21 protein-coding genes and 1 pseudogene are annotated in these 21,268 nt (G+C 73.9%); 3 read left to right on the top strand and 19 right to left on the bottom strand.

All coding sequences use genetic code 11. The features are described from left to right. Positions 1-43 precede the first annotated feature (43 nt). The 7 genes and pseudogenes from GA0070562_RS11985 to GA0070562_RS11955 form a co-directional block, all read right to left on the bottom strand. Complete coding sequence (locus GA0070562_RS11985; protein WP_091419855.1) at positions 44-748, bottom strand: 3-keto-5-aminohexanoate cleavage protein; 705 nt, start codon at positions 746-748, stop codon at positions 44-46. A gap of 49 nt (positions 749-797) precedes the next feature. Next, complete coding sequence (locus GA0070562_RS11980; RefSeq protein ID WP_091419853.1) at positions 798-1,490, bottom strand: regulatory protein RecX; 693 nt, start codon at positions 1,488-1,490, stop codon at positions 798-800. A gap of 11 nt (positions 1,491-1,501) precedes the next feature. Next, positions 1,502-2,551 (bottom strand): recombinase RecA, encoded by a 1,050-nt coding sequence (gene recA / locus GA0070562_RS11975; RefSeq protein WP_073830227.1) that lies wholly within the window; start codon positions 2,549-2,551, stop codon positions 1,502-1,504. A 185-nt stretch (positions 2,552-2,736) separates the two neighbouring features. Next, a complete protein-coding gene (locus GA0070562_RS11970) occupies positions 2,737-2,937 on the bottom strand; it encodes a DUF3046 domain-containing protein (RefSeq protein ID WP_030504158.1) in 201 nt (66 codons plus the stop codon). After that, positions 2,928-4,240: pseudogene (locus GA0070562_RS11965) on the bottom strand (MFS transporter). Before GA0070562_RS11965 ends, GA0070562_RS11970 begins: the two are co-directional and overlap by 10 nt. 69 nt (positions 4,241-4,309) lie before the next feature. Further along, on the bottom strand, positions 4,310-5,452 hold the full coding sequence (locus GA0070562_RS11960) for an acyl-CoA dehydrogenase family protein (protein WP_091419848.1): 1,143 nt from the start codon (positions 5,450-5,452) through the stop codon (positions 4,310-4,312). 20 nt (positions 5,453-5,472) lie between these two features. Beyond that, positions 5,473-6,000 carry a hypothetical protein gene (locus GA0070562_RS11955; protein ID WP_139135451.1) on the bottom strand — a complete coding sequence of 176 codons (528 nt, stop codon included), beginning with the start codon at positions 5,998-6,000 and terminating at the stop codon, positions 5,473-5,475. Between the two features lie 83 nt (positions 6,001-6,083). On the opposite strand from GA0070562_RS11955, the gene GA0070562_RS11950 reads away from it, so the two are divergent. Continuing rightward, a complete protein-coding gene (locus GA0070562_RS11950; protein WP_091419842.1) occupies positions 6,084-6,740 on the top strand; it encodes a 4a-hydroxytetrahydrobiopterin dehydratase in 657 nt (218 codons plus the stop codon). 1 nt (position 6,741) lies between these two features. Here the strand turns inward: GA0070562_RS11950 and GA0070562_RS11945 are convergent, their stop codons facing one another. Together GA0070562_RS11945 and GA0070562_RS11940 are read right to left on the bottom strand one after the other, a co-directional pair. Then, positions 6,742-7,440 carry a UdgX family uracil-DNA binding protein gene (locus GA0070562_RS11945; RefSeq protein ID WP_091419840.1) on the bottom strand — a complete coding sequence of 233 codons (699 nt, stop codon included), beginning with the start codon at positions 7,438-7,440 and terminating at the stop codon, positions 6,742-6,744. A 50-nt stretch (positions 7,441-7,490) separates the two neighbouring features. Continuing rightward, complete coding sequence (locus tag GA0070562_RS11940; protein ID WP_091419837.1) at positions 7,491-8,825, bottom strand: aminotransferase class I/II-fold pyridoxal phosphate-dependent enzyme; 1,335 nt, start codon at positions 8,823-8,825, stop codon at positions 7,491-7,493. Positions 8,826-8,863: 38 nt separating this feature from the next. On the opposite strand from GA0070562_RS11940, the gene GA0070562_RS11935 reads away from it, so the two are divergent. Then, on the top strand, positions 8,864-10,111 hold the full coding sequence (locus GA0070562_RS11935; protein ID WP_091419834.1) for a bifunctional pyridoxamine 5'-phosphate oxidase family protein/GNAT family N-acetyltransferase: 1,248 nt from the start codon (positions 8,864-8,866) through the stop codon (positions 10,109-10,111). Further along, entirely contained in the window at positions 10,108-10,770 is a 663-nt protein-coding gene (gene leuE / locus GA0070562_RS11930; RefSeq protein WP_091419832.1) for a leucine efflux protein LeuE, read from the top strand. The genes GA0070562_RS11935 and leuE overlap by 4 nt, the downstream gene beginning before the upstream one ends. Positions 10,771-10,783: 13 nt before the next feature. Here leuE and GA0070562_RS11925 read toward each other — a convergent pair whose 3' ends face one another. The 10 genes from GA0070562_RS11925 to GA0070562_RS11880 form a co-directional block, all read right to left on the bottom strand. Next, a complete protein-coding gene (locus GA0070562_RS11925; protein ID WP_091419829.1) occupies positions 10,784-11,713 on the bottom strand; it encodes a sporulation protein in 930 nt (309 codons plus the stop codon). 106 nt (positions 11,714-11,819) lie between these two features. After that, on the bottom strand, positions 11,820-12,884 hold the full coding sequence (locus GA0070562_RS11920; protein WP_091419827.1) for a hemolysin family protein: 1,065 nt from the start codon (positions 12,882-12,884) through the stop codon (positions 11,820-11,822). Beyond that, positions 12,881-14,236 (bottom strand): hemolysin family protein, encoded by a 1,356-nt coding sequence (locus tag GA0070562_RS11915; RefSeq protein WP_091419825.1) that lies wholly within the window; start codon positions 14,234-14,236, stop codon positions 12,881-12,883. The genes GA0070562_RS11920 and GA0070562_RS11915 overlap by 4 nt, the downstream gene beginning before the upstream one ends. A gap of 163 nt (positions 14,237-14,399) precedes the next feature. Further along, entirely contained in the window at positions 14,400-14,735 is a 336-nt protein-coding gene (gene mnhG, locus GA0070562_RS11910; RefSeq protein WP_175438704.1) for a monovalent cation/H(+) antiporter subunit G, read from the bottom strand. Further along, positions 14,732-14,995 carry an MrpF/PhaF family protein gene (locus tag GA0070562_RS11905; protein ID WP_091419822.1) on the bottom strand — a complete coding sequence of 88 codons (264 nt, stop codon included), beginning with the start codon at positions 14,993-14,995 and terminating at the stop codon, positions 14,732-14,734. Before GA0070562_RS11905 ends, mnhG begins: the two co-directional genes overlap by 4 nt. Further along, on the bottom strand, positions 14,992-15,642 hold the full coding sequence (locus GA0070562_RS11900) for a Na+/H+ antiporter subunit E (protein ID WP_091419819.1): 651 nt from the start codon (positions 15,640-15,642) through the stop codon (positions 14,992-14,994). The genes GA0070562_RS11905 and GA0070562_RS11900 overlap by 4 nt, the downstream gene beginning before the upstream one ends. Further along, on the bottom strand, positions 15,639-17,144 hold the full coding sequence (locus tag GA0070562_RS11895; protein WP_091419816.1) for a Na+/H+ antiporter subunit D: 1,506 nt from the start codon (positions 17,142-17,144) through the stop codon (positions 15,639-15,641). The genes GA0070562_RS11900 and GA0070562_RS11895 overlap by 4 nt, the downstream gene beginning before the upstream one ends. Continuing rightward, positions 17,141-17,623, bottom strand: coding sequence for a Na(+)/H(+) antiporter subunit C (locus GA0070562_RS11890; protein WP_091419814.1), 483 nt, complete (start codon positions 17,621-17,623; stop codon positions 17,141-17,143). Before GA0070562_RS11890 ends, GA0070562_RS11895 begins: the two co-directional genes overlap by 4 nt. Next, positions 17,620-20,454, bottom strand: coding sequence for a Na+/H+ antiporter subunit A (locus tag GA0070562_RS11885; RefSeq protein WP_091419811.1), 2,835 nt, complete (start codon positions 20,452-20,454; stop codon positions 17,620-17,622). The genes GA0070562_RS11890 and GA0070562_RS11885 overlap by 4 nt, the downstream gene beginning before the upstream one ends. 245 nt (positions 20,455-20,699) lie before the next feature. Continuing rightward, positions 20,700-21,023 (bottom strand): hypothetical protein, encoded by a 324-nt coding sequence (locus tag GA0070562_RS11880; RefSeq protein ID WP_091420244.1) that lies wholly within the window; start codon positions 21,021-21,023, stop codon positions 20,700-20,702. Positions 21,024-21,268 lie beyond the last annotated feature (245 nt).

The raw sequence follows: 21,268 nt of genomic DNA, 5'->3' as shown, positions 1-21,268 counted from the left end.
CGGGCCGGGCCGGGCCGGGCCGGGCCGGGCGGGGCGGGGCGGGTCAGTGAGCGGCGGTGGCTCGGGCTGTGGTTACCAGGGTGGCGTTGTCGGGGGCCTGGGCGCCGTCGGGCAGCAGCAGCGTGTCCTCCAGGCCGATCCGGGTGTGCAGACCCCGCCGGACCGCCTCGGCATACACCGGCCAGGTGGCCGGCCCTTCCCCGTGCAGCAGCACCGGCGGGCGCTCGCCGGCCAGCGCGCCGAGGATCGCGGCAGCGTCGGCGAGCGCCGTCTCGACCTGCTCGGCCATGCACTCGACGAGGATCCGACCGGTGGGCGTGGACCAGCGGCGCCAGGCGTCGACCGCCGCCAGGGTCCACAGACCGGCCTCGACCATCACGCCGCGCTCGTGCAGGGCTGCGGCGACCTCGGCCGCTCCGGGCTCGTGGGCGTTGACCGAGGCGAAGTCGGGCAGCACCGTCCAGGCGCGGACGGCGGCGACCCGCTCGGCCGGGTCGGGGACGATCCAGGCGCCGGTGCTCACGCCGACCGGCAGGCCGGGACGGGCGGCCCGGATGGCGGTGACCGCCGCGGCGATCACCGCCGGGTCGAGCGACTCGGCGCCGCTGTCGTCGCGCGGGTGCACGTGCACTGCCGCCACCCCGGCGGTCGCGCAGCGCACCGCGTCGGCGGCCAGTTCGGCCGGGGTGAGCGGAACGGCGGGGTGCTCGTCCCGCCGTCTTGTGCCGTTGAGACACGCCTTCAGCACCGGTGTGTGCCTCCCCTGGGTCGGCGGCCGCGACGAGGGCGGCCGGCGGTCAGTCGAGCCGGCGGGAGTCGAGGTCGTTCTCGGCGTCGGCCATCGCGTCGGCGTCGATGTGCTCGGCGAACTCGGCCGCCTCGGCGCTCTGCGCGGCCAGCGCGTCCTTCACCGCTCGGATCGCCACCCCGGCCGGGTAGCCCTTGCGCGCCAGCATGCCGACCAGCCGCCGGAACACCGCGTCGGGCTCACCCCGGGTGCTGCGCAGCTTGCGCTCCACCAGGGCGCGGGCGGTCTGCGCCTCGGTCTCCTCGTCCAGCCCGTCCAGGGCCGCGCCTGCCACCTCGCCGTCGACGCCGCGCTGGCGCAGCTCGTTGGCGAGCGCACGGCGAGCCAGCCCGCGACTGTTGTGCCGGCTGCTCACCCAGGCGCGGGCGAAGGCGGCGTCGTCGACGATGCCGACCTCGTCGTAGCGGTCGAGGACCTGCTCGGCGACCTCCTCGGAGATGCCGCGCCGCGCCAGCGCGCCGGCCAGCTCGGCCCGGGTACGCGGGCGCGCCGCGAGCTGCCGCAGGCAGATCTCCCGGGCCACCTCGGCCTCGTCGCGCGGCGGAGCCGGAGCCTCCCCTGCATCGGGCTCCGCCGCGCGGTCACGGCGTCCCCGGCGAGGCCGGGGCGTACCTGTGGCGTCGCCCGCACGGGGTGGGCCGGCATCCCAGCCCCGGCCCGTACGGGCGCGTCGTCCTGCCACGGATCAGCGGATCAGAAGTCGACCGGCGGCAGTTCCGGGCCACCGGTGGCGTCACCGGCACCGCCGGTGCCGACGCCGAGCTTCTCCAGGATCTTCTTCTCGATCTCGGCCGCCACGTCCGGGTTCTCGCGGAGGAACTCGCGGGCCTTCTCCTTGCCCTGGCCGAGCTGGTCACCGTCGTAGGTGTACCAGGCGCCGGACTTGCGGATGATCGCCTGCTCCACGCCGACGTCGATCAGCGAGCCCTCGCGGGAGATGCCCTTGCCGTACATGATGTCGAACTCGGCCTGCTTGAACGGAGCGGCGACCTTGTTCTTCACGACCTTGACCCGGGTGCGGTTACCGACCACGTCGGTGCCGTCCTTGAGGCTCTCGATGCGGCGCACGTCGAGCCGGACCGAGGCGTAGAACTTCAGCGCGCGACCACCGGTGGTGGTCTCCGGGCTGCCGAACATCACGCCGATCTTCTCGCGGAGCTGGTTGATGAAGATCGCGGTGGTGCCGGTGTTGTTGAGCACACCAGTGATCTTCCGCAGCGCCTGGCTCATCAGCCGGGCCTGGAGGCCGACGTGGCTGTCGCCCATCTCGCCCTCGATCTCGGCGCGCGGCACCAGGGCCGCCACCGAGTCGATCACGATGATGTCGATCGCGCCGGAGCGGACCAGCATGTCCGCGATCTCCAGCGCCTGCTCGCCGGTGTCCGGCTGGGAGACCAGCAGGGCGTCGGTGTCGACGCCGAGGGCCCGTGCGTACTCCGGGTCGAGCGCGTGCTCGGCGTCGATGAACGCGGCGATGCCGCCGGCGCGCTGGGCGTTCGCCACCGCGTGCAGGGCGACGGTGGTCTTACCGCTGGACTCCGGACCGTAGATCTCGACCACCCGGCCGCGGGGCAGACCGCCCACGCCGAGCGCCACGTCGAGCGCGATGGAGCCGGTCGGGATGACAGCCGTCTGCACGACGGGCCGCTCCCCCAGGCGCATCACCGAACCCTTGCCGAACTGCTTGTCGATCTGAGCGAGAGCAAGGTCGAGCGCCTTCTCCCGGTCAGGCCCTGCTGCCATCGTTGCCACCCCTGCCTTCGCCGGCGTCTTTCCTGAGCTTCGCGTCACGCGGGACACGCTAGGCGCTGGGTCCGACAGAAAACCAGCCGACGGGCCGTGAGCTGTGGACGAGCACCCCGCTGTGGACAATAGCCGAACAGGTGTACGACTGGGCAAGCGACACGCGGGATCGACGAAAAGGCTGCTCAGCGTAGTCGGGCGGGCACCCGGTCCGGATAGGCGGCGACCACGGCACGCCACACCACGTGCGTTTGCTCACCGGCGGCGAGGGCCTGCTCGATGGTCCGCCCGCCGAGCTGGGACAGCACCTGGTCCCTGGCGATGCTGGCCGCGTACCCCGGGCCGAACGCCTCCTCCAGCCGCGTCCAGAAGTCGGTCAGCCGCACGTGTTCAGTCCTCCTCGTCGAGTGGTGCAGTGCCGGTACGGCGCAGCGCCAGCGCCACAAGCGGCACCACCGCGATCGCCGACAGCAGGGTGAGCGTCGGGTACCCCACGGCCCGCATGACGAACCCGCTCGCCGCCGCCGCGCCCGCCCCGGCCAGCCCCATGAGCAGGTCGGACAGGCCCTGCACGCCCGGCCGGTCGGCGGTGGGCACCGACTCCGACAGCAGCGTCGAGCCCGCCACCATGGTGCCCGACCAGCCCAGCCCGAGCAGCGTCAACCCCACCGACAGCAGCGGCGTGTGGTGCCCGGCGGTGCCGGACACCGCGCACGCGGCCAGCAGCAGCGCCACCCCGCCGAGGATCACCGGCCGCCGGCCGATCCGGTCGGTGAGCCACCCCACCACCGGCGACAGCGCGTACATGCCGGCGATGTGCAGGCTGAGCACCAGGCCGACCACGGGCAGCACGTCCTCGTCGGAGTGCCACTCGCCGAGGTGCACCGGCGTCATCGACATGACAGCGACCATCACCAGGTGCCCCACCGCCACCGCGGCGATGCCGAGGCGGGCGGCCGGCCGCCCGCGTACCGTGCGCCACGCGGCGACCATGCCACCGCGGCGGGCGACCGCCGGCGCGGCGCCGGGTGCCGGCTCGGCCGCCGTCAGCCGGCGCGCGGTGAGCAGCGGGTCCGGCCGGAGCAGGACCAGGAGTACGACGGCGGTGAGCATGAACGCGACGGCGCTGAAGGCGAACGGGCCGGCCAGCGCCGGCAGGCCCCAGCCCCGGGTGGTGTCGTCGGCGAGCGCGGCGAAGTTCGGCGCGGCCACCGCGCCGATGGTGGTGGCCCACACGACGAGCGAGAGCTGCCGTCCCCGGCGCTGCGGCTCGGCCAGGTCCACCGCCGTGTAGCGGGCCTGGAGGTTGGCCGCGGTGCCGCCGCCGAACAGCAGCATGCCGACGAAGAGCAACGGCACCAGGCGCGTGACGGTGGCGACCACCACCAGCACGCCGCCGACCGCGCCGACCAGGTACGCGAGGACCAGCCCCGGGCGGCGGCCACGCGCGGTCATGAGCCGGGTGACGGGGATGGCGAGCAGCGCGGCGCCGACGACACCGGCGCTCTGCGCCAGCCCGGCCAGGGCGGTGCCGGCGACCCGGGCGGCGAGCAGCGCGCCGACCGAGATGCCGATGGTGACGCCGATGCCGCCGATGATCTGGGTGAGGAACAGCAGCCGGACGGTACGCCGCTGGATGCCGGCGACGTCGGGCCGGGGCGGGGCCGGCGCGGTCAGGTCGGTGGACATGCGCGCTCCTGGTGAGGACGGATGCCCCATCCTCTCCCGCCGGTCCGTTCGACCGGCAACCCGGTTTCGCTACAGGCCGAGGCCCCGGCCGATGATCTCCTTCATGATCTCGGTGGTGCCGCCGTAGATGGTCTGCACCCGGCTGTCCAGCCACGCCTTCGCCACCGGGTACTCCGCCATGAAGCCGTAGCCGCCGTGCAGCTGCACGCACCGGTCGGCCACCTTGGTCTGCAACTCGGTGGTCCACCACTTGGCCTTCGCCGCGTCGGTCATCGACAGGCGGCCCGCGTTGAACTCGGTGACGCAGTGGTTGACGAACGTCCGCGCGATGGTGATCTCGGTGTCCAGCTCGGCCAGCAGGAACCGGTTGTGCTGGAACCGGCCGATCGGCCGCCCGAACGCCTCGCGGGAGCGGGCGTACTCGACGGTGAGCGCGAGCAGCTTCTCGCAGGCCGCCACCGCTGCGACGGCGATGCTCAGCCGTTCCCGGGGCAGGTTGGCCATCAGGTGGTAGAAGCCCTGGTTCTCGGCGCCGATCAGGTTCTCCGCCGGCACCCGGCAGTCGTCGAAGAACAGCTCGGCGGTGTCGTTGGCCTTCAACCCGACCTTCGCCAGCCGGCGGCCCCGGCTGAAGCCCGGCGTGCCGTCCTCCACCACGACCAGGCTCACCCCGTGCGCGCCCTGGTCCGGCGCGGTCTTGACCACCACGACCACGAGGTCGGCCATCTCACCGTTGGTGATGAACGTCTTCTGCCCGTTGAGGACCAGGCTGTCGCCGTCGCGGACCGCCGTGGTGCGGATGCCCGCCAGGTCGCTGCCCGCGCCCGGCTCGCTCATCGCGATCGCGGTGACCAGGTCGCCGGAGCAGAAGCCCGGCAGCCACCGCTTGCGCTGGTCGTCGGTGGTCAGCTCGGTCAGGTACGGCGCCACCACGTCGTTGTGCAGCCCGAACCCCAGACCGGTGCACCCGGACGCGACGATCTCCTCGTCGAGCACCGCGTTGAACCGGAAGTCGCGCTGCCCGCCGCCGCCGTACTCGGGATCGACGTCCGGGCCGAGCAGCCCGGCGGCGCCGGCGGTCCGCCATACCTCCCGGTCGACGATCCCGTCGGCCTCCCAGCGCTCGTGGTGCGGCACCGCCTCCCGGGTCAGGAACCGGCGGCACAGGTCACGGAACTCGTCGTGGACGGGCTCGTAGAGATGCTGCTCCATGGCGGCCAGTCTGGCACCGCTCACCCGCCCTGGACAGGGGTGAGCGCCGCTCGCAGCCGGCGTTCACGGCGGCCGGTACGCACGGCTTCGGCCAGCACCGCGACCAGGACGATCCCGAACCCGACGGCGGCGAGTTCCCACCCGCCGCGGATCGCGAGCACGATCAGCGGGCCGAGCAGCACCACGCCACCGGCCGCCCCGAACAGCGCTCCCCGGCGTATCGCGGGGAGGTTGTCCGCCACCGCCGCGCGCTCCGCCTCGTCGGCGGGTGGCTCGCCCCGGCGCAGCGCGGCCTCGGTGACCGCCCAGTCGGCGGCCCGGTCCGCCTCGGCGGGGCGCGGCTTCCCGAACCGGCTCAGCGTGAAGTAGAACGCGAACCCCCAGATCACCGCGTTCAGGCCGGCCTCGACCACCGCGGCCGGAACGGACCCGTCCCGCTCCCAGAGCCGGATGGGCAGCCACAGGAGGCCGGCGATCAGCACGGAGACCACGTACGGGCCGGGTGCGCCGTACCGGAACAGCGACACACGAGGTCGGGGCTCGGCCATGCCCGGATCGTATCCCTGCGTGTCGATCCGTGTTCCCCCTGTGGACGGTGGCGGGCGGAAGGGAAGCACGTCAGGATGGCCGGATGAGCACACTCACGGGGAAACAGGTCGCCGAGGCCGGGCTGGACGGGTGGACGTACCTGCTGGGGGCGTTGCAGACGCGCATCCGTACCCCCGATTTCGCAGCCGGACTGGGGCTGGTGGCCGCGGTGGGCGCGGAGGCCGAGCGGGTCGATCATCATCCGGACCTGGACCTGCGCTACACCCATGTGGACGTGCGGCTCTGGTCGCACGACGCAGGCGGAGTGACCCAGCGTGACCTGCGGCTGGCCCGGACGATCTCGGCGCTGGCCGCCGACGCCGGCCTGTCGCTGTCGGCGGCCGGGCTGGCCCGCCTGGAACTCGCGCTGGACACCCCGGAGCACGCGGCGGTGCTGCCGTTCTGGCGCGCGGTCCTGGCGTGGGGCGCGCCGCCCGGCCCGGCCCCGGACGCCGACGAGGTACGCGACCCGGACGGCGTGCTGCCGACGGTGTGGTTCCAGCGTTCCGGCCGGGACGAGCCGCGACAGCGGTGGCATCCGGACGTGTGGGTCGACCCGGCCGAGGTGGACGCACGGATCGCGGCGGCGCTGGCGGCGGGCGGCACGCTGGTCAGCGACGCGGAGGCGCCGAGCTTCTGGGTGCTCGCCGACCCGGACGGCAACCGGGTCTGTCTCTGCACCTGGCAGCAGCGCTCCTGACTCAGCGCAGCGCCTTGGCGGCCACCTTCAGGTCGGCGACCAGCCCCTCGTAGGCCACGTCCTGGTTGTCGGCGCGCAGCACCGCGGACGGGTGGATGGTGGCGAGCAGCCGGGCCGCCGGGGCGTCGGCGACAGCGCCTGTCCGGTCCACCGGCACCCGCTCGAAGTCCTCCGGGTGCTGGGCGGCGGCCGGCCAGGGCAGCAGCTCGCCGCGCTGCTTCGTCACCCGGAAGCTCGGGCCGAGCAGCGCCTTGGCGGCGGTGGCGCCGAGCACCACCACGATCTCCGGGCGCAGCCGGGCGAACTCGGCGACCAGCCAGGGCCGGCAGGCGGTGACGTGCACCCGGTCCGGGGTCTGGTGGATGCGCCGCTTGCCGCGCAGCTCGAACCGGAAGTGCTTCACGGCGTTCGTCAGGTAGATCTGGGCGGGGTCGAGCGCCGCGTCGTCGACGGCCTTGCGCAGCAGCCGTCCGGCCGGGCCGACGAACGGCAGGCCCTTCTGGTCCTCGATGTCGCCCGGCTGCTCGCCGACGAAGACCACGCGCGCGTGTTCGCCGCCGCGGCCGAAGACGGTCTGGGTGGCGTCCCGGTACAGCTCGCAGCCCCGGCAGCCGCCCGCGGCGGCGCGCAGCTCGTCGATGGTGTCCGCCGACGGCGGGATGAACTCCTGCGCTCCGGGGGCGCTCTCGGTCTCGGCCATGCCGACCGTTCTACCCCGTCCGCCGCCGCCCACGCGAGCGCTTGCCGCGATCAGGCGGTGAAGGTCGGGGTGGGCCGGGCGGCGCGGGCGGTCACGTCGACGAGCGCGGGCAGGTCCGCCTCGTCGAGCGCGCTGACCGAGACGCGCACGGCGGGGGCCCCGGCGATCCGGTAGAGCCCGCCGGGGGCCACCGACCAGCCGGCGTCGCGCAGCGTCGTGACCGCCACCGTCTCGTCGGGCACCGGCACCCAGACGTTGATCCCGGTACGCCCGTGCGCGGCCACCCCGCGCGCGGCGAGCCCGCCCACCAGCCCGTCGCGCCGCCGGTCGTAGCTGTCCGCCGCGTGCCGCACCAGCTCGGCGGTGGCCGGGTCGCGCCAGAGCGACACGACCAGGCGTTGCAGCACCGTGGAGACCCAGCCGGCACCGACCCGCGCCCGCCCGGCCACCCGGGCCACTGTGGCCTCGTCGCCGGCCAGCACCGCGAGCCGCAGGTCGGGCCCGTAGGGCTTGCTCACCGAGCGGACGAAGGCCCACGCGGCTGTCGCCCCGGCGAGCGGGTGCAGGGGTACGCGGGCCAGCTCGGCGGCGTGGTCGTCCTCGATGAGCAGCAGGTCGGCGCGGCCGTCGAGCAGCGTCCGCAGCGCCGCCGCCCGCTCGGCGGAGACGGCCGCGCCGGTCGGGTTCTGCGCCCGGCTGGTCACCACGAGCGCCCGGACCCCGGCGGCGAGTGCCGCCCGGACGCCGCCGGCGGTGGGGCCCTCGTCGTCCACCGGCACCCCGACGGTACGCATCCCGAGCGCGGCGATCAGGTCGAGCAGGTTGGCCCAGCCCGGGTCCTCCACCGCCACCGCGTCACCGGGGCGCAGGTGGGCGGCGAGCAGCCGTTCGATGCCGTCGAGCGCGCCGCCGGTGACCGTGAGCTCGGCGGCCGGCACCCCGTCCACGGCGAGCCGGTCCCGGGCCAGGGCGGCCAGGTCGGGCAGCACGGCGTCGGTCGCGTACCCGCCGGGGGGTCCGATCTCGGCGGCGAGCGCGGCCAGGTGCGGCCCGAGCGGGGGCAGCAGCCGGGGGTCGGGCTGACCGGCGGAGAGGTCGCGGCCGCCGGTCAGTGGCGGGGGCAGCAGCACGGAGCGGCGGGCGGCGACCGGCGGGCGGGGGCGGACCCGGGTGCCGTGCCGGCCGGCGGTCGCGACCAGGCCGCGTTGCCGCAGTTCCTGGTACGCCTTCGCGACGGTGGCCGGGCTGACGCCGAGGTCGGCGGCGAGCGCGCGGACGGCGGGCAGGGCGTCGCCCGGGGCGAGGTCACCGGTGCGGATGCCGGATTCGACGCTTGCCGAAATCGCGGCCGAGGTGGAACCGACGATCTGATAATGTGCTGCCACAGTTCGGAGATTGTACTAGCACGAAGGTGGGATGTCACGTGTACCCCCCGACCGAACGCACCACCGCCAGCCGCGCCCGCGACCGGATGCACTACGACCGGGCCACCGCCCACGCGCTGCTCGACGAGGCGTACCACTGCGCGCTGGCGTTCACCGTCGACGGCGAGCCGCGCGTCCTGCCGACGCTGCACGTCCGCCTCGGCGACACGCTCTACCTGCACGGGTCCACCGGCAGCCGGCCGCTGCTCGCCGCCCGGGGCGAGGCCGGGCTGCCGGTCTGCGTCGCCGTGACCCACCTCGACGGGCTGATCTACGCCCGCTCCCAGTTCCACCACAGCGCCAACTACCGCTCGGTGGTGGCGCACGGCACCGCCCGGCTGGTCGACGACCCCGGCGAGAAGGCCGCGGCGATGACCGCGCTGGTGGAGAAGGTGGCTGCCGGCCGGTCCGCCGACAGCCGGCCGCCGAACCGGCGCGAACTGGCCGAGACGGCCGTGCTGGCGCTGCCGCTGCGCGAGGTGTCGGTACGAATGCGCACCGGCGGGGTGAACGACGAGCCGGCCGACGAGGCGCTGCCGTACTGGGCCGGTGTGGTGCCGCTGCGGCTCACCCCGGGCCGCCCCGAACCGGCGCCCGGGGTGGCCGCGCCGGTGCCCGCGTACCTGCGGGCGGCCCGCTCGCCGTGGCACGAGCCGGCGGTGCTGCGCGGCGAGCACGTCGTGCTGGAGCCGCTCGACCTCGCCCACGCCGACGAGCTGTACGCCGCCACCGCCGACGAGGAGGTGTGGCGGCACCTGGGCGGCACGCAGCCCGCCGACGCCGCCGAGATGCGCCGGGTGATCAGCGGCTACCTGGAGGCGCAGGAGCGCGGCGAGCAGGTGTGCTGGGCGCAGCGCTGCGCGGTCACCGGCGCGGTGATCGGCACGACCTCCTACTACGAGATCGACCCGGTCCGCCGGTCGCTGGCGATCGGCTACACCTGGCTGGGCCGCCCATGGTGGCGTACCGGCGTCAACACCGAGGCGAAGCTGCTGCTGCTGGGCCGGGCCTTCGACGGCCTGGACGCGGTCCGCGTGGTCTGGCACACCGACATCCGCAACGAACGCTCGCAGCGGGCGATCGAACGGCTCGGCGCGAGCCGGGAGGGCGTGCTGCGGCAGCACAAGCAGCGCGCCGACGGCTCCTGGCGGGACACCGTGCAGTACTCCATGCTGGCGCAGGAGTGGCCGAAGGCACAGGTCAGCCTGCGGGAAAGGCTTCGCCCGACGGCGGCCGCGGCGTCATGATGTCCGGCGTGCTGGGGATCACCGACATCTGGACGTACGTGCTGGGCACCGTGGCGATCGTGCTGCTGCCCGGCCCGAACTCGCTCTTCGTGCTCGCCACCGCCGCCCGCCGGGGCGTGGCCACCGGCTACCGGGCCGCGGCCGGGGTGTTCGTCGGCGACGCGGTGCTGATGGTCCTGTCCGCCGCCGGGGTGGCCTCGCTGCTCCAGGCGTACCCGCCGCTCTACCTGGTGATCAAGTACGCCGGCGCGGCGTACCTCGGGTATCTGGGGCTGGCCATGCTGCGCGGCGCGTGGCGGCGCTGGCGCGACCGCAACGACCCGGCCACGCCACGCCTGATCGACGAGGTCGAGCCGGCGGGGCAGCGGGAGCCGTTCCGCCGGGCGCTGGTGATCAGCCTGCTCAACCCGAAGGCGATCCTGTTCTTCGTCTCGTTCTTCATCCAGTTCGTCGACCCCGGGTACGCGTGGCCGGCGCTGTCGTTCCTGCTGCTCGGGCTGATCGCACAGGTCGCCAGCGCGATCTACCTGACCGTGCTGATCTTCACCGGCACGTACCTGGCGGCCCAGTTCCGGCAGCGCCGCCGGCTCGCCGCGAGCGGCACCACAGCGGTCGCGGTGCTGTTCCTCGGCTTCAGCCTCAAGCTCGCCGCCGGCTGACGGGCGGCGCCGGTCAGGTGCCGTCGCCGCCTCCGCCCCCACCGCCGATGCCCGCGCCGCCGGCCGTCCCACCGAGCCCGTAGCCGGGCGCGACGGGCCGGTCGGGGCGGCGGCTGACGTGCGCCGACTCGCGGATCGTGGCCGACCAGTCGGCGTGCGCGGCGGCGGCCGCGTGCCTGTCGATGGTGTGCCGCAGCCAGCCGTCCACTGTGGCCACCCAGTCCCGCTGGTCGGCCCCGGCGTGCCAGACCCGGAACCGGCTGATGCTCTGATGGGTGATCCCGGCCAGGGAGAGCCGCCGGTCCACCCAGAGCAGCACCTCCATGCCGGCCGAGTCGGTCAGCATGATCACTTCGAGTTCGGTCATCGGGCCGGCGTAGAGCGGCGCGGCCCAGAACCCGTACCACTGCTGGAACGGCAACGTCTGCTCCACCCCCGGCAGCCGTCCCTCGCGCAGCCCCGCCTGCCGGATCGCGAAGCCGAGCGTGTCCAGCGCGGCGAGCACGTGCTCCTGGGTGGGCAGCGGATGGATCAGCACCGGCACCATCGCGCCCTGGTCCACCTCCGGGTCCACCGACACCTCGGTGCGCAGCCCGGTACGCAGGCTCAGCAACGGCACCCCGCCGTACGTGGTCACCGGCGACTCCCACGGCAGCGGCACGGCGAAGTCCACTGCGCGCCGGCGCCCGGCCGGCACCACGAACCGTCCCGCGATCGTCCACGTCCGGAACTGCACCAGGCGGCGCGGTGCCTCCGGGTCCTCCGGTTCGACCTGGGTCACCAGCCCCAGCCGGATGTGCCGGACCGGCACGTCCGAGCCGCCGGCGCTCAGCGTCACCCGGCCCGGCAGGCGCAGGCCCGGACGGGTGCTCGGGTTGGGCACCGTGGTGCTCACCGAGAGCCCGGTCCAGGCCGAGTCCCGCGACACGCCGGTCAACCGCATGCCGGGGCTTTCCCGCTGCCCGCCCGGCCATGCCCGCCCGGCCGGAACGGACGCCGGCCCGGCGAGGTGGTGTCCCACCTCGCCGGGCCGGCATGGATCATGACGGTCAGCGCATCCGGCGGCCTCGCGGCACCGGGTCGGTCTCGTCGTCGAACTCGCCGATGACCTCCTCCAGGAGGTCCTCCAGCGCGACGAACCCGATCGGCCGGGTCGGCCCGCCGCCGTTGCTCACCAGCGCGAGCTGCGCCTGCTGCGCCCGCATGGCGGCCACCGCCTCGGTCACCGACGCCTCGGCCGGCAATGTGAAGGCGTTGGTCATCAGCTCCTCAGCGGTCGCCGGGCGGCCGGTGGTGACGGCGCGCACCGCCTCACGTACGTGCACCAGGCCGCACACCTCGCCGCCGGTGTCGACCACCGCCAGCCGGGATCGGCCGCTGTCGCGGGAGACGTGCTCGATCCGCTCGGCGGTCTCGCCCCGGCCCACCGTGACGATCCGGTCGAACGGCTCCATCACCTGGGCGACGGTGGTGCCCTGGAGCTCCAGCATGCTGCTGAGCAACTGGTGCTGCTCGGCGCCGAGCAGCCCGTGTTCCCGGGACTGCTCCAGCAGGATGCGCAGCTCGTCCGGGCCGTGCACCTGGGCCAGCTGGTCCTGCTGCTGCACCCCGAACAGGCGCAGCATCGCGTTCGCGAGCCCGTTGAGCACGGACAGCACCGGCCGGACGATCCGGGCGAAGGCCCGGAACGGCAGCGCCAGCAGGATCGCCGAACGCTCCGCGTCGGTGATCGCCCAGGACTTCGGGGCCATCTCGCCCACCACCAGGTGCAGGAACGTCACCAGGGACAGCGCGAACACCAGCGCGACCACGTGACTGGCCGCGGCGGGCAGGCCGACCGCGTGCAGCAGCGGGCTGAGCAGGTGCTCGATGGCCGGCTCGGCCAGCGCGCCCAGACCCAGCGTGCACAGCGTGATGCCGAGCTGCGCGCCGGCCAGCATGAGGCTCAGCTCGCGGACGCCGTCGAGCGCCGCGCGGGCCGCCCGGCCGCCACTCGCGGCCGACTGTTCCAGCCGGTACCGCTTGGCCGCCACGAGCGCGAACTCGGCGGCCACGAAGAACCCGTTGAGCGCCAGCAGCACCACGGAGAAGAGCAACGCGAACCCGGGGCTCATGCGGCGCCCTCCCCGGACACGTCGGCGGTAGGCCGCAGCCGCACCGAGTCGGCCACGTGCCGGTCCACCGCAAGCACCTCGACCAGCACCCGCGGGCCGGACGCCGGCCCGTCGCCGTCCGTGGCGACGGGGATCTCCAGCAGGTCACCGACCTCGGGCACCCGGCCCAACTCCCGCATGACCAGACCGGAGAGCGTGTCGTACTCGGGCGCCTCGGGCAGCTCGATGCCGGTGCTGTCGGCGACCTCGTCGATGCGCCAGCGCGCCGGGACCACCCAGGAGCCGTCCTCCTGCCGCGCCGCGGCGCGGTCCGGCGGGTCGTCCTCGTCGCGGATCGGCCCGACCAGCTCCTCGGCCAGGTCCTCCAGCGTGATCACACCGGCGAAGCCGCCGTACTCGTCGACCACGCAGGCGAGCTGCCGGTGCCCGGACCGCAGGCGGTCCAGCACCGTCGGCAGCGGCAGCGTCTCGGGCACCAGCAACGGGGGTACGGCCACCGCGTCGACCCGGGTGGTCGCGCGCTGCGCCGGGGGCACCCCGAGCACGTCGGCGATGCCGACCACGCCGATCAGGTCGTCGACGCCCTCGGCGCCGCTCACCGGGAACCGGGAGTGGCCGGTGTCCAGCAGCTCGACGATCCGGCTGACCGGCTCGTCGGCCCGGACGGTGTGCACGTCGACCCGGGGCACCATCGCCTCGCCGGCGGTCAGTCCGCGGAAGTCGAGGCCCCGGTCCAGCAGGTCGGACATCTCGGCGTCGAGGTGCCCCTCCTCCCGGGACTCGGCGATGATCTGTTCCAGGTCCTGCGGGGTGGCGCCGCTGGGCAGCTCCTCGATCGGCTCGATGCCGATGCGGCGGAGCAGCCGTACGGCGGCCCGGTCGAAGAGCGTGATCAGCGGACCGGCGATCTTCAGGTAGATCAGGGTGGACCGGGACAGCGCCCGGGCCAGCGGTTCGGCTCGCGCGATGGCCAGGTTCTTCGGGGCCAGCTCACCCAGGACCATCTGCACCACTGTGGCGATGATCAGGGCGAGCGCCACCGACAGCGGCAACGCCACCGTGCTGGAGATCCCGGTGAGGCCGAGCAGGTCGGCCAGCCCGGCGCCCAGGAACGGCTCGGCGACGTAACCGACGAGCAGGGCGGTCACGGTGATGCCGAGCTGCGCGCCGGACAGCATGAACGAGAGCCGCCCGGTCACCTCCAGAGCCCGGGCCGCGGCACGGTCGCCACCGTCGGCGAGCTGCTTGAGCTTGCCCCGGTCCACGGCGACGTAACCGAACTCCTGGGCCACGAAGTAACCGGTGGCGGCGGTGAGGACGGTGATGAGAAGGAGACCGACGAGGATCAACACGGGAGGTTCAGGGCTCCCGGGGTCGTCGGGGAGGGAATTCGCCGGGTATTACCCGGCCGGCTACTGCTGCCCTCCGGGGCAGGAGAGTCGATCATGCGGACCATTTTATCGGTCCCGGCTGGACGTCCGCTGGGGGTGCCGGGAACCCTCCCCCACGTCCGGTTCAGCGCCCGGCCAGCTCGTCCACGTCCAGCAGCGTCCGGTCGACCCGCCCGGACCGGTAGGCGGCCCGGCCGATCATCTGCGCGGCGACCGGCGCGGTGGAGAGCTGGAAGATCGCCACCAGAACCAGCATGCCCAGGTCCGAGGGGGTACGCAGGCGCAACGCCAGCCCGGCCAGGAGCAGCAGGACGCCGAGCACCTGCGGCTTGGTGGCCGTGTGCATCCGATCCAGCACGTCCGGGAAGCGCACCAGCCCGATGCCGGCGACCAGGCCGAGCGCCGCCCCGGCCAGCAGCAGGAACCCGCCCGCCCAGTCCGCCACGGTGCCCGCGCTCACGCTTCGGCCCGGACCGCGAAGCGCACCAGCGACACCGACCCGATGAAGCCGAGCAGGGAGAGCACCACCAGCACGGGCAGCGTGGTGGCGTGCCGGTTGACAGCGGCCTCCGCCCCCACCGCGGCGAGCATCGCCGTCAGCAGCAGGTCGGCCGCGACGACCCGGTCGAGCAGGGACGGGCCGCGGTAGATGCGGGCCAGGGCGAGCAGCGCGGTGGCCGAGAGCAGCACCGTGAGCGCGACGGCGAGCAGGGCAGTCACTGATGGTTCCTCCGTTCGACGGGTTCGAGGTCGAGCCGGTGTACCTCGGCGGGAGATCCGATGGCGCGGACGATGCGCCGTTCGACGGCGAGCACGCGCTCCCGGCTGCCGCTCACGTCCTCGGGGCCGCGCACGTCGAGCACATGCACGTAGAGCACGCCCCGGGCCCGGTCGACGTCGAGGATCAGGGTGCCCGGCACCAGCGAGATCACCTCGGCGGTGAGCGCCAGGTTGAGATCGGTGCGCACGCGCAGCGGCACCGCGATGATCGCGCCGCGCGGGCGGTAGCCGAAGCGCAGCGCCACGGCGGCGACGTGCAGGCTGGCGCTGACCAGCTCCGCGATGAAGGTGACCAGGAACACCAGTAGCTCGCGGGGGCGGAACCGGCCGCCGAAGGTGACCGGCGGCAGCGGGAAGAACAGCAGCACGGCCACGCCGACCACCAGCCCGGCGATCAGGTTGCCCACTGACACGTCGCCCCACAGCAGCAGCCAGGCGGCGACCAGCCAGCCGAGCGCAAGCGCCTGGTCGCGGCGCCGCCCGCCCCGGCCGACTGTCGGCGCCGGCGCGTCCGGTGCGGGCGCGGCCCGGGGTACGCCTTCCGGCTCCCCGGTGGCGCCCCGGCCCGGGGGCAGGTCGTCGGTCACGGCACGTCCCGGGGCAGGACCGCCCGCACGTACGGGGTGCGCTCACGCAGGTCGGTGGCCGCGTCCGCGGTGACCTGGAACAGCGGACCGGCCAGCAGCGTAAACAGCACGCCCAGCGCCACCAGGGCGGTGGTCGCCCCGACCATCAGTCCGGGCAGCCGGGCCGGCGGGGTGGCGGTGGCCAGCCGGGGCTCCCGCCAGAACGCGATGTTCCACACCCGGGAGGCGGCGTAGAGCGTGAGCAGGCTGGTCAGCGTGCCGGCCGCGACCAGCACCGCGGGCAGCGTGCCGCCTGCTGCCACGCCGGCCTGGAGCAGGCCGAGCTTGCCGAGGAACCCGGAGAACGGCGGGATGCCCGCCAGGTTCATCGCGGGGACGAAGAAGAGCACGCCGAGCATCGGGGCGATCCGCGCCAGGCCGCCGATACGGCGCAGGTCGGTACTGCCCGCGCGTTCCTCGACCAGGCCGGCGACCAGGAACAGCGTGGTCTGGATGGTGATGTGGTGCACCACGTAGAAGATCGCCCCGGACAGTCCGGCGACGCTGCTCAGAGCCACCCCGAAGATCATGTAGCCGATGTGGCTCACGAGCGTGAAGGAGAGCAGCCGCTTCAGGTCCGACTGGGCGACCGCGCCGAGGATGCCGACCACCATGGTCAGCCCGGCCACCACCATCAGCAGCGTGGCGACCTGCCCGCCGGGGAACAGCAGCGTCTCGGTGCGGATGATCGCGTACACGCCGACCTTGGTGAGCAGGCCGGCGAAGACCGCGGTCACCGGGGCGGGGGCGGTCGGGTAGCTGTCCGGCAGCCACGCCGACAGCGGGAACACCGCCGCCTTGATCCCGAACGCGAGCAGCAGCGTCAGTTGCAGGGTCAGGCGTACGCCCGACGGCAGCGCGTCCAGCCGGCCGGCGAGCTGCGCCATGTTCAGCGTGCCGGTGGCCGCGTACACCAGTCCCACGGCGGACAGGAACAGCAGCGACGACAGGATGCTGACCACCACGTACGTCGATCCGGTCCGCAACCGCACCTCGGTGCCGCCCAGCGTGATCAGCACGAAGCTCGCGGCCAGCAGGATCTCGAAACCGACGAAGAGGTTGAACAGGTCCCCGGCCAGGAAGGCGTTCGTCACGCCCGCGGTCAGCACCAGGTACGTGGGGTGGAAGATGCTCACCGGCGCGGTCTCCCCGGTCTCCCCCCGGCCCTGGCCGATCGAGTAGAGCAGCACACACAGCGTCACCGCCGAGGAGACGAGCACCATCAGTGCCGCCAGCTGGTCCGCCACCAGCACGATGCCGACCGGCGCCGGCCAGCCGCCCACCTGCACCACCACCGGCCCGAACCGGTACGCCTGCACCAGCAGCACCGCCGCCACCACCAGGACGCTGGACAGGCAGAGCACGCTCACCCACCGCTGCAGGCGGGGCCGCCCGGACAGCAGCAGGGTGAGCGCCGCGCCGAGCAGCGGCACCACCACCGGAAGCGGCACCAGGGCGCTCATTGCGTTTCCCCGTCCCGGCGTAACCGCCGGCGGGCCGGCTCCGGATCCACCTGCTCCGGGTCGCCGTTCGGGCCCTCGCCGCCGAGGTCCGCCGTGGACACCTCGTTGCTCTCGGCGAGCCGGACGATCTGCCGGTCCTCCAGGTCGTCCTGCACCTCGTCGTCGCCGCTGGTGTACCAGCTCCGGTAGGCGACGGCGAGCAGGAACGCGGTCAGCCCGAAGGTGATCACCACGGCGGTGAGCACCATGGCCTGCGGCAGCGCGTCGCTCATCTCGCCCTGCGACGTGGAACCCACGAGCGGTGCGGCACCGGCTCGCCCGCCGAGCAGGATGAGCAGGTTCACGCCGTTGCCGAGCAGGATGATGCCGAGCAGGATCCGGGTCAGGCTGCGTTCGAGCAGCAGCGTGACACCGGCGGCGACGAGCACCCCGACCGCCAGCACCAGCACCAGCGTCGGCCCGGCCGCCCCCCGCGTCATGGTGGGCCGTCCCGCTGGACGACCAGCCCGCGGCCCGCCTCACCGGCGGCTTCCACGTGCCGGTCCACCTCGGCGCCCAGGCTGCGCAGGATGTCCAGCACCAGCCCGACCACCACCAGGTAGACGCCGATGTCGAAGAACAGCGACGTGACCAGGTAGAAGTCGCCGACCACCGGCAGCCACAGGTTGACCTTCACGCTCTCGAGCACCTCACCGGTGAGCGCGAGGCCGAGCACCCCGCTGCCGACCGAGATGCCCAGACCCGCGCCGAGCACCGTGCCGGCCCCGACCGGCGCCGCCTCGGCCAGCTCGTACCGGCCGCCGGCCAGGTAACGCAGGGCCAGCGCCAGGCCGGCGACCAGCCCGCCGGCGAAACCGCCGCCGGGGGCGTTGTGCCCGGAGAAGAGCAGGAACAGCGAGAAGATCAGCACGGTGTGGAAGATCAGCCGGGTGACCACCTCGAACACGATCGAGCGCCGGCGCTCCGGCAGCGTCTGCCCGCCGCGCAGCCACACCGTGCGCCGGTCGCCGGCGCGCGACGCGACCGGCTGGGGACGGCGGGGACGCGGCCCGGTGCGGGAACGTTCGTAGATCAGGCTGGCCACGCCGGTCGCGGTCACGACGAGCACCGAGATCTCCCCCATCGTGTCCCACGCCCGGATGTCGACCAGGGTCACGTTCACGACGTTTCGGCCGTACCCCTCGGCCAGGGAGAGATCGGGGAAGGCCGCGGAGATCGACGGCGCCCGCCGGGCTCCGGCCGCGACCAGCGCCAGACCGGCCATCACCACACCGGCGGCGATCCCGATCCCGCGCCGCACCCAGCGGCTGCGGCGCAGCGGACGGGCCGAGAAGCGCTCCGGCAGCCGCCGCAGCACCAGCACGAACACGGCGATCGTCGCGGTCTCCACGAGGAACTGGGTCAGCGCCACGTCCGGCGCCCCGTAGAGGACGAACATCATCGCGGTGCCGTAGCCGGTCACGCCGACGAGCAGCATCGCGGTGAGCCGGCGGCGCGCGCCGACCGCGAGCAGCGCGGCGACCGCGATCACCACGCAGACCACGAGCTGGGCCGGGTTGTCCCAGACCGCCAGGTCGACCCGCCACGGCGCGGTGGCGATCATCGCCCCGCCCGGCACGAACACCAGCGCGAGCAGCACGGTGCCGAGGTACTGCGGCAGCGAGCCGCGCTGGGTGGCGCCGGTGACCTCGATGGCGAGCCGGTCGAAGCCGTGCGTCACCCACTCGTACCCCTGATTGCCGTTCACCGGCGAGCGCAGCCGCGCCAGCGCGGGCGCCAGCGGGCCGCGGACCAGGTGCAGCACCACACCGCCGGCCAGCACGAGGGCGGACAGGCCGAGCGCCGCCGTGGGTCCGTGCCACAGCGCCAGGTGCTCCTCGACCGGCCCGAACAGCTCGGCGTACGGCTCGAACAGGCCGCTCAGCCACCCGGCGGCCGGACCGGCGGCGAGCCCGGCCACGGCGAGCAGCGCCGGGGGTACGAGCATCGCGGCGGGCGGCCGGGCCAGCTCGGTGTCCGGCACGCCGGGCCGGGCACCGAACGCGCCCCAGAGGAACCGGATGCTGTACGCGACGGTGAGCGCGCTGCCGACCACCAGCACGATCAGGACCAGTGGATCGCCGGTGAACGCGGCGAGCGCCGCCTCCTTCCCGACGAACCCGAGCAGCGGCGGCACCCCGGCCATCGAGGCGGCGGCCAGCGCGGCGACTGTGGCCAGCACCGGCGCGGCCCGTCCCACCCCGGACAGCTCCCGCAGGTCCCGGGTGCCGGCCTCGTGGTCGAGGATGCCGACGACAAGGAACAGCGCCGCCTTGAACAGGGCGTGTGCGGCCAGCATCGCCACGCCGGCCAGCGCCGCCTTCGGGGTGCCCGCGCCGAACACCACAGTGAGCAGGCCGAGCTGGCTGACCGTCCCGTACGCCAGCAGCAGCTTCAGGTCGGTCTGCCGCAACGCCGCCCACCCGCCGATGACGAGCGTGACCAGGCCGGCGACCACTGTGACCGGCCGCCATCCGTCGACCGGGGCGAGCACCGGGCCGAGCAGTCCGACGAGGAAGATGCCGGCCTTCACCATCGCCGCCGCGTGCAGGTACGCGCTCACCGGTGTGGGGGCGGCCATCGCCACCGGCAGCCAGGCGTTGAAGGGGAACACCGCGGACTTCGCCAGCGCCCCGGCGAGGATGAGCAGCACCGCGACGGTCAGGTACCCGCCGCCGGGCAGCGGCGCCGAGGCCACCTCGGACCACCGGTAGCCGCCGGCGTGGTGGCCGAGCAGCAGGAACCCGACGAGCATGGCCAGCCCGCCCAGCGTGGTCACGGTGAGCGCCTGCGCGGCGGCCCACCGGCTGGACCGGCGCTCGGTGCTGTGCCCGATCAGCAGGTAGGAGAAGACGGTGGTCAGTTCCCAGAACACGTAGAGCAGCAGCAGGTCGTCGGAGACGACGAGACCGAGCATCGCCCCGGCGAAGGCGACCATGACGGCGGCGAACCGGGCCAGCCCGATCGACCCGGGCGGGAAGTAGCGGGCGGAGTAGACCAGCACCAGCGCGCCGACGCCGCCGACGAGCAACAGCATCAGCCAGGACAGCGTGGTGACCCGCAGCGCCACGTCGAGCTGGAGCTGCGAGATCCAGGGGTACGTCTCGACCACCTCGCCGCCGTCGCGTACCGCGGCGGTGTGCGCCGCCGCCCAGACCGCTGTGGCGGCCGGGGCGAGCGCGAGCAGCAGGCAGGCGCGCGGACCCCACCGGCGGACCAGCAGCGGGGCGAGCAGCGCCGCCACCAGATGCACGATCAGCAGGACGAGCACGCGTACTCCCGGTCGAGGTGACAGCGCGCAGAACACGCTGGTTTCACGACCGATCACACGCCACAGAGGCACCGAACCGGGCCGTTTTCCCCAAAACCCACCCTTACCCTCACCCGGTCTTCCCGGCCTCTCGGGCGGTGATCAAGGAGTTCGCGTCCGGGCGCGCGCCCGATCCCGCCACGAACTCCTTGATCACCGGGGTGGCAGGGAGGGCGGCGGGCGGAGGGGAGGGTGCGGTGGAGTGGTCAGGGGGTGGGGTTGGGGGTGGCCAGCTGACGGGCGGCGCGGTCGACTGCGTGTTGGGCGGCGACCAGGGAGCGCAGCGGCAGCCGGGCGTCCCGGCTCTCCCGGCGCTGGACGAAGTAGTGCACCGCGGCCCGCACCCGGGCGCGGTCGGCGGCGCTGGACCGGGCGGTCGCGAGGATCATCTCGCGCAGCCGCGCGGCAAGTTCCTCGGCCAGCTCAAGATCGGGACCGTGCAGTGCGGCGCGGAGCGCGGCAAGTCGACTGTCGACCTTGCGGATGAGCACGTCGGTTCCGGAGCCCAGACCTCGGTCCTCGACGGTCATCCACGCCTCCACCCCACGCCGCATCGCGAGTGAAGTTACTTTATGTTGCAGCTCCCAAGCAAGCAGTTAAGTAAGACTTAACGGAATAATCGCCCATTCCATTCTTGGCCTGCCGCGGGCAGGACGGAACGGTCCGGCGGCAGGCCGGATGTCACACCGGCGCGGCAGGATGGGAGCGTGGCGGATGAGGTGACCCCGTCAGGCGGGTCAGGCAGGTCAGACGGGTCAGGCAGGTCAGGCAGGTC

The organism is Micromonospora tulbaghiae (genome assembly GCF_900091605.1).
Taxonomy (GTDB): domain Bacteria; phylum Actinomycetota; class Actinomycetes; order Mycobacteriales; family Micromonosporaceae; genus Micromonospora; species Micromonospora tulbaghiae.
This window is presented reverse-complemented; position numbering and strand designations above follow the sequence as displayed.

What these genes read in the sequence shown, in the direction of transcription:
- GA0070562_RS11880 (WP_091420244.1), bottom strand. Translation starts at nt 21,023, where the DNA reads ATGACCGTCGAGGACCGAGGTCTGGGCTCCGGAACCGACGTGCTCATC.
- GA0070562_RS11895 (WP_091419816.1), bottom strand. Translation starts at nt 17,144, where the DNA reads ATGAGCGCCCTGGTGCCGCTTCCGGTGGTGGTGCCGCTGCTCGGCGCG.
- GA0070562_RS11925 (WP_091419829.1), bottom strand. Translation starts at nt 11,713, where the DNA reads ATGCGGTTGACCGGCGTGTCGCGGGACTCGGCCTGGACCGGGCTCTCG.
- GA0070562_RS11955 (WP_139135451.1), bottom strand. Translation starts at nt 6,000, where the DNA reads ATGGCCGAGCCCCGACCTCGTGTGTCGCTGTTCCGGTACGGCGCACCC.
- GA0070562_RS11950 (WP_091419842.1), top strand. Translation starts at nt 6,084, where the DNA reads ATGAGCACACTCACGGGGAAACAGGTCGCCGAGGCCGGGCTGGACGGG.
- GA0070562_RS11890 (WP_091419814.1), bottom strand. Translation starts at nt 17,623, where the DNA reads ATGACGCGGGGGGCGGCCGGGCCGACGCTGGTGCTGGTGCTGGCGGTC.
- recA (WP_073830227.1), bottom strand. Translation starts at nt 2,551, where the DNA reads ATGGCAGCAGGGCCTGACCGGGAGAAGGCGCTCGACCTTGCTCTCGCT.
- GA0070562_RS11945 (WP_091419840.1), bottom strand. Translation starts at nt 7,440, where the DNA reads ATGGCCGAGACCGAGAGCGCCCCCGGAGCGCAGGAGTTCATCCCGCCG.
- leuE (WP_091419832.1), top strand. Translation starts at nt 10,108, where the DNA reads ATGATGTCCGGCGTGCTGGGGATCACCGACATCTGGACGTACGTGCTG.
- GA0070562_RS11920 (WP_091419827.1), bottom strand. Translation starts at nt 12,884, where the DNA reads ATGAGCCCCGGGTTCGCGTTGCTCTTCTCCGTGGTGCTGCTGGCGCTC.
- GA0070562_RS11960 (WP_091419848.1), bottom strand. Translation starts at nt 5,452, where the DNA reads ATGGAGCAGCATCTCTACGAGCCCGTCCACGACGAGTTCCGTGACCTG.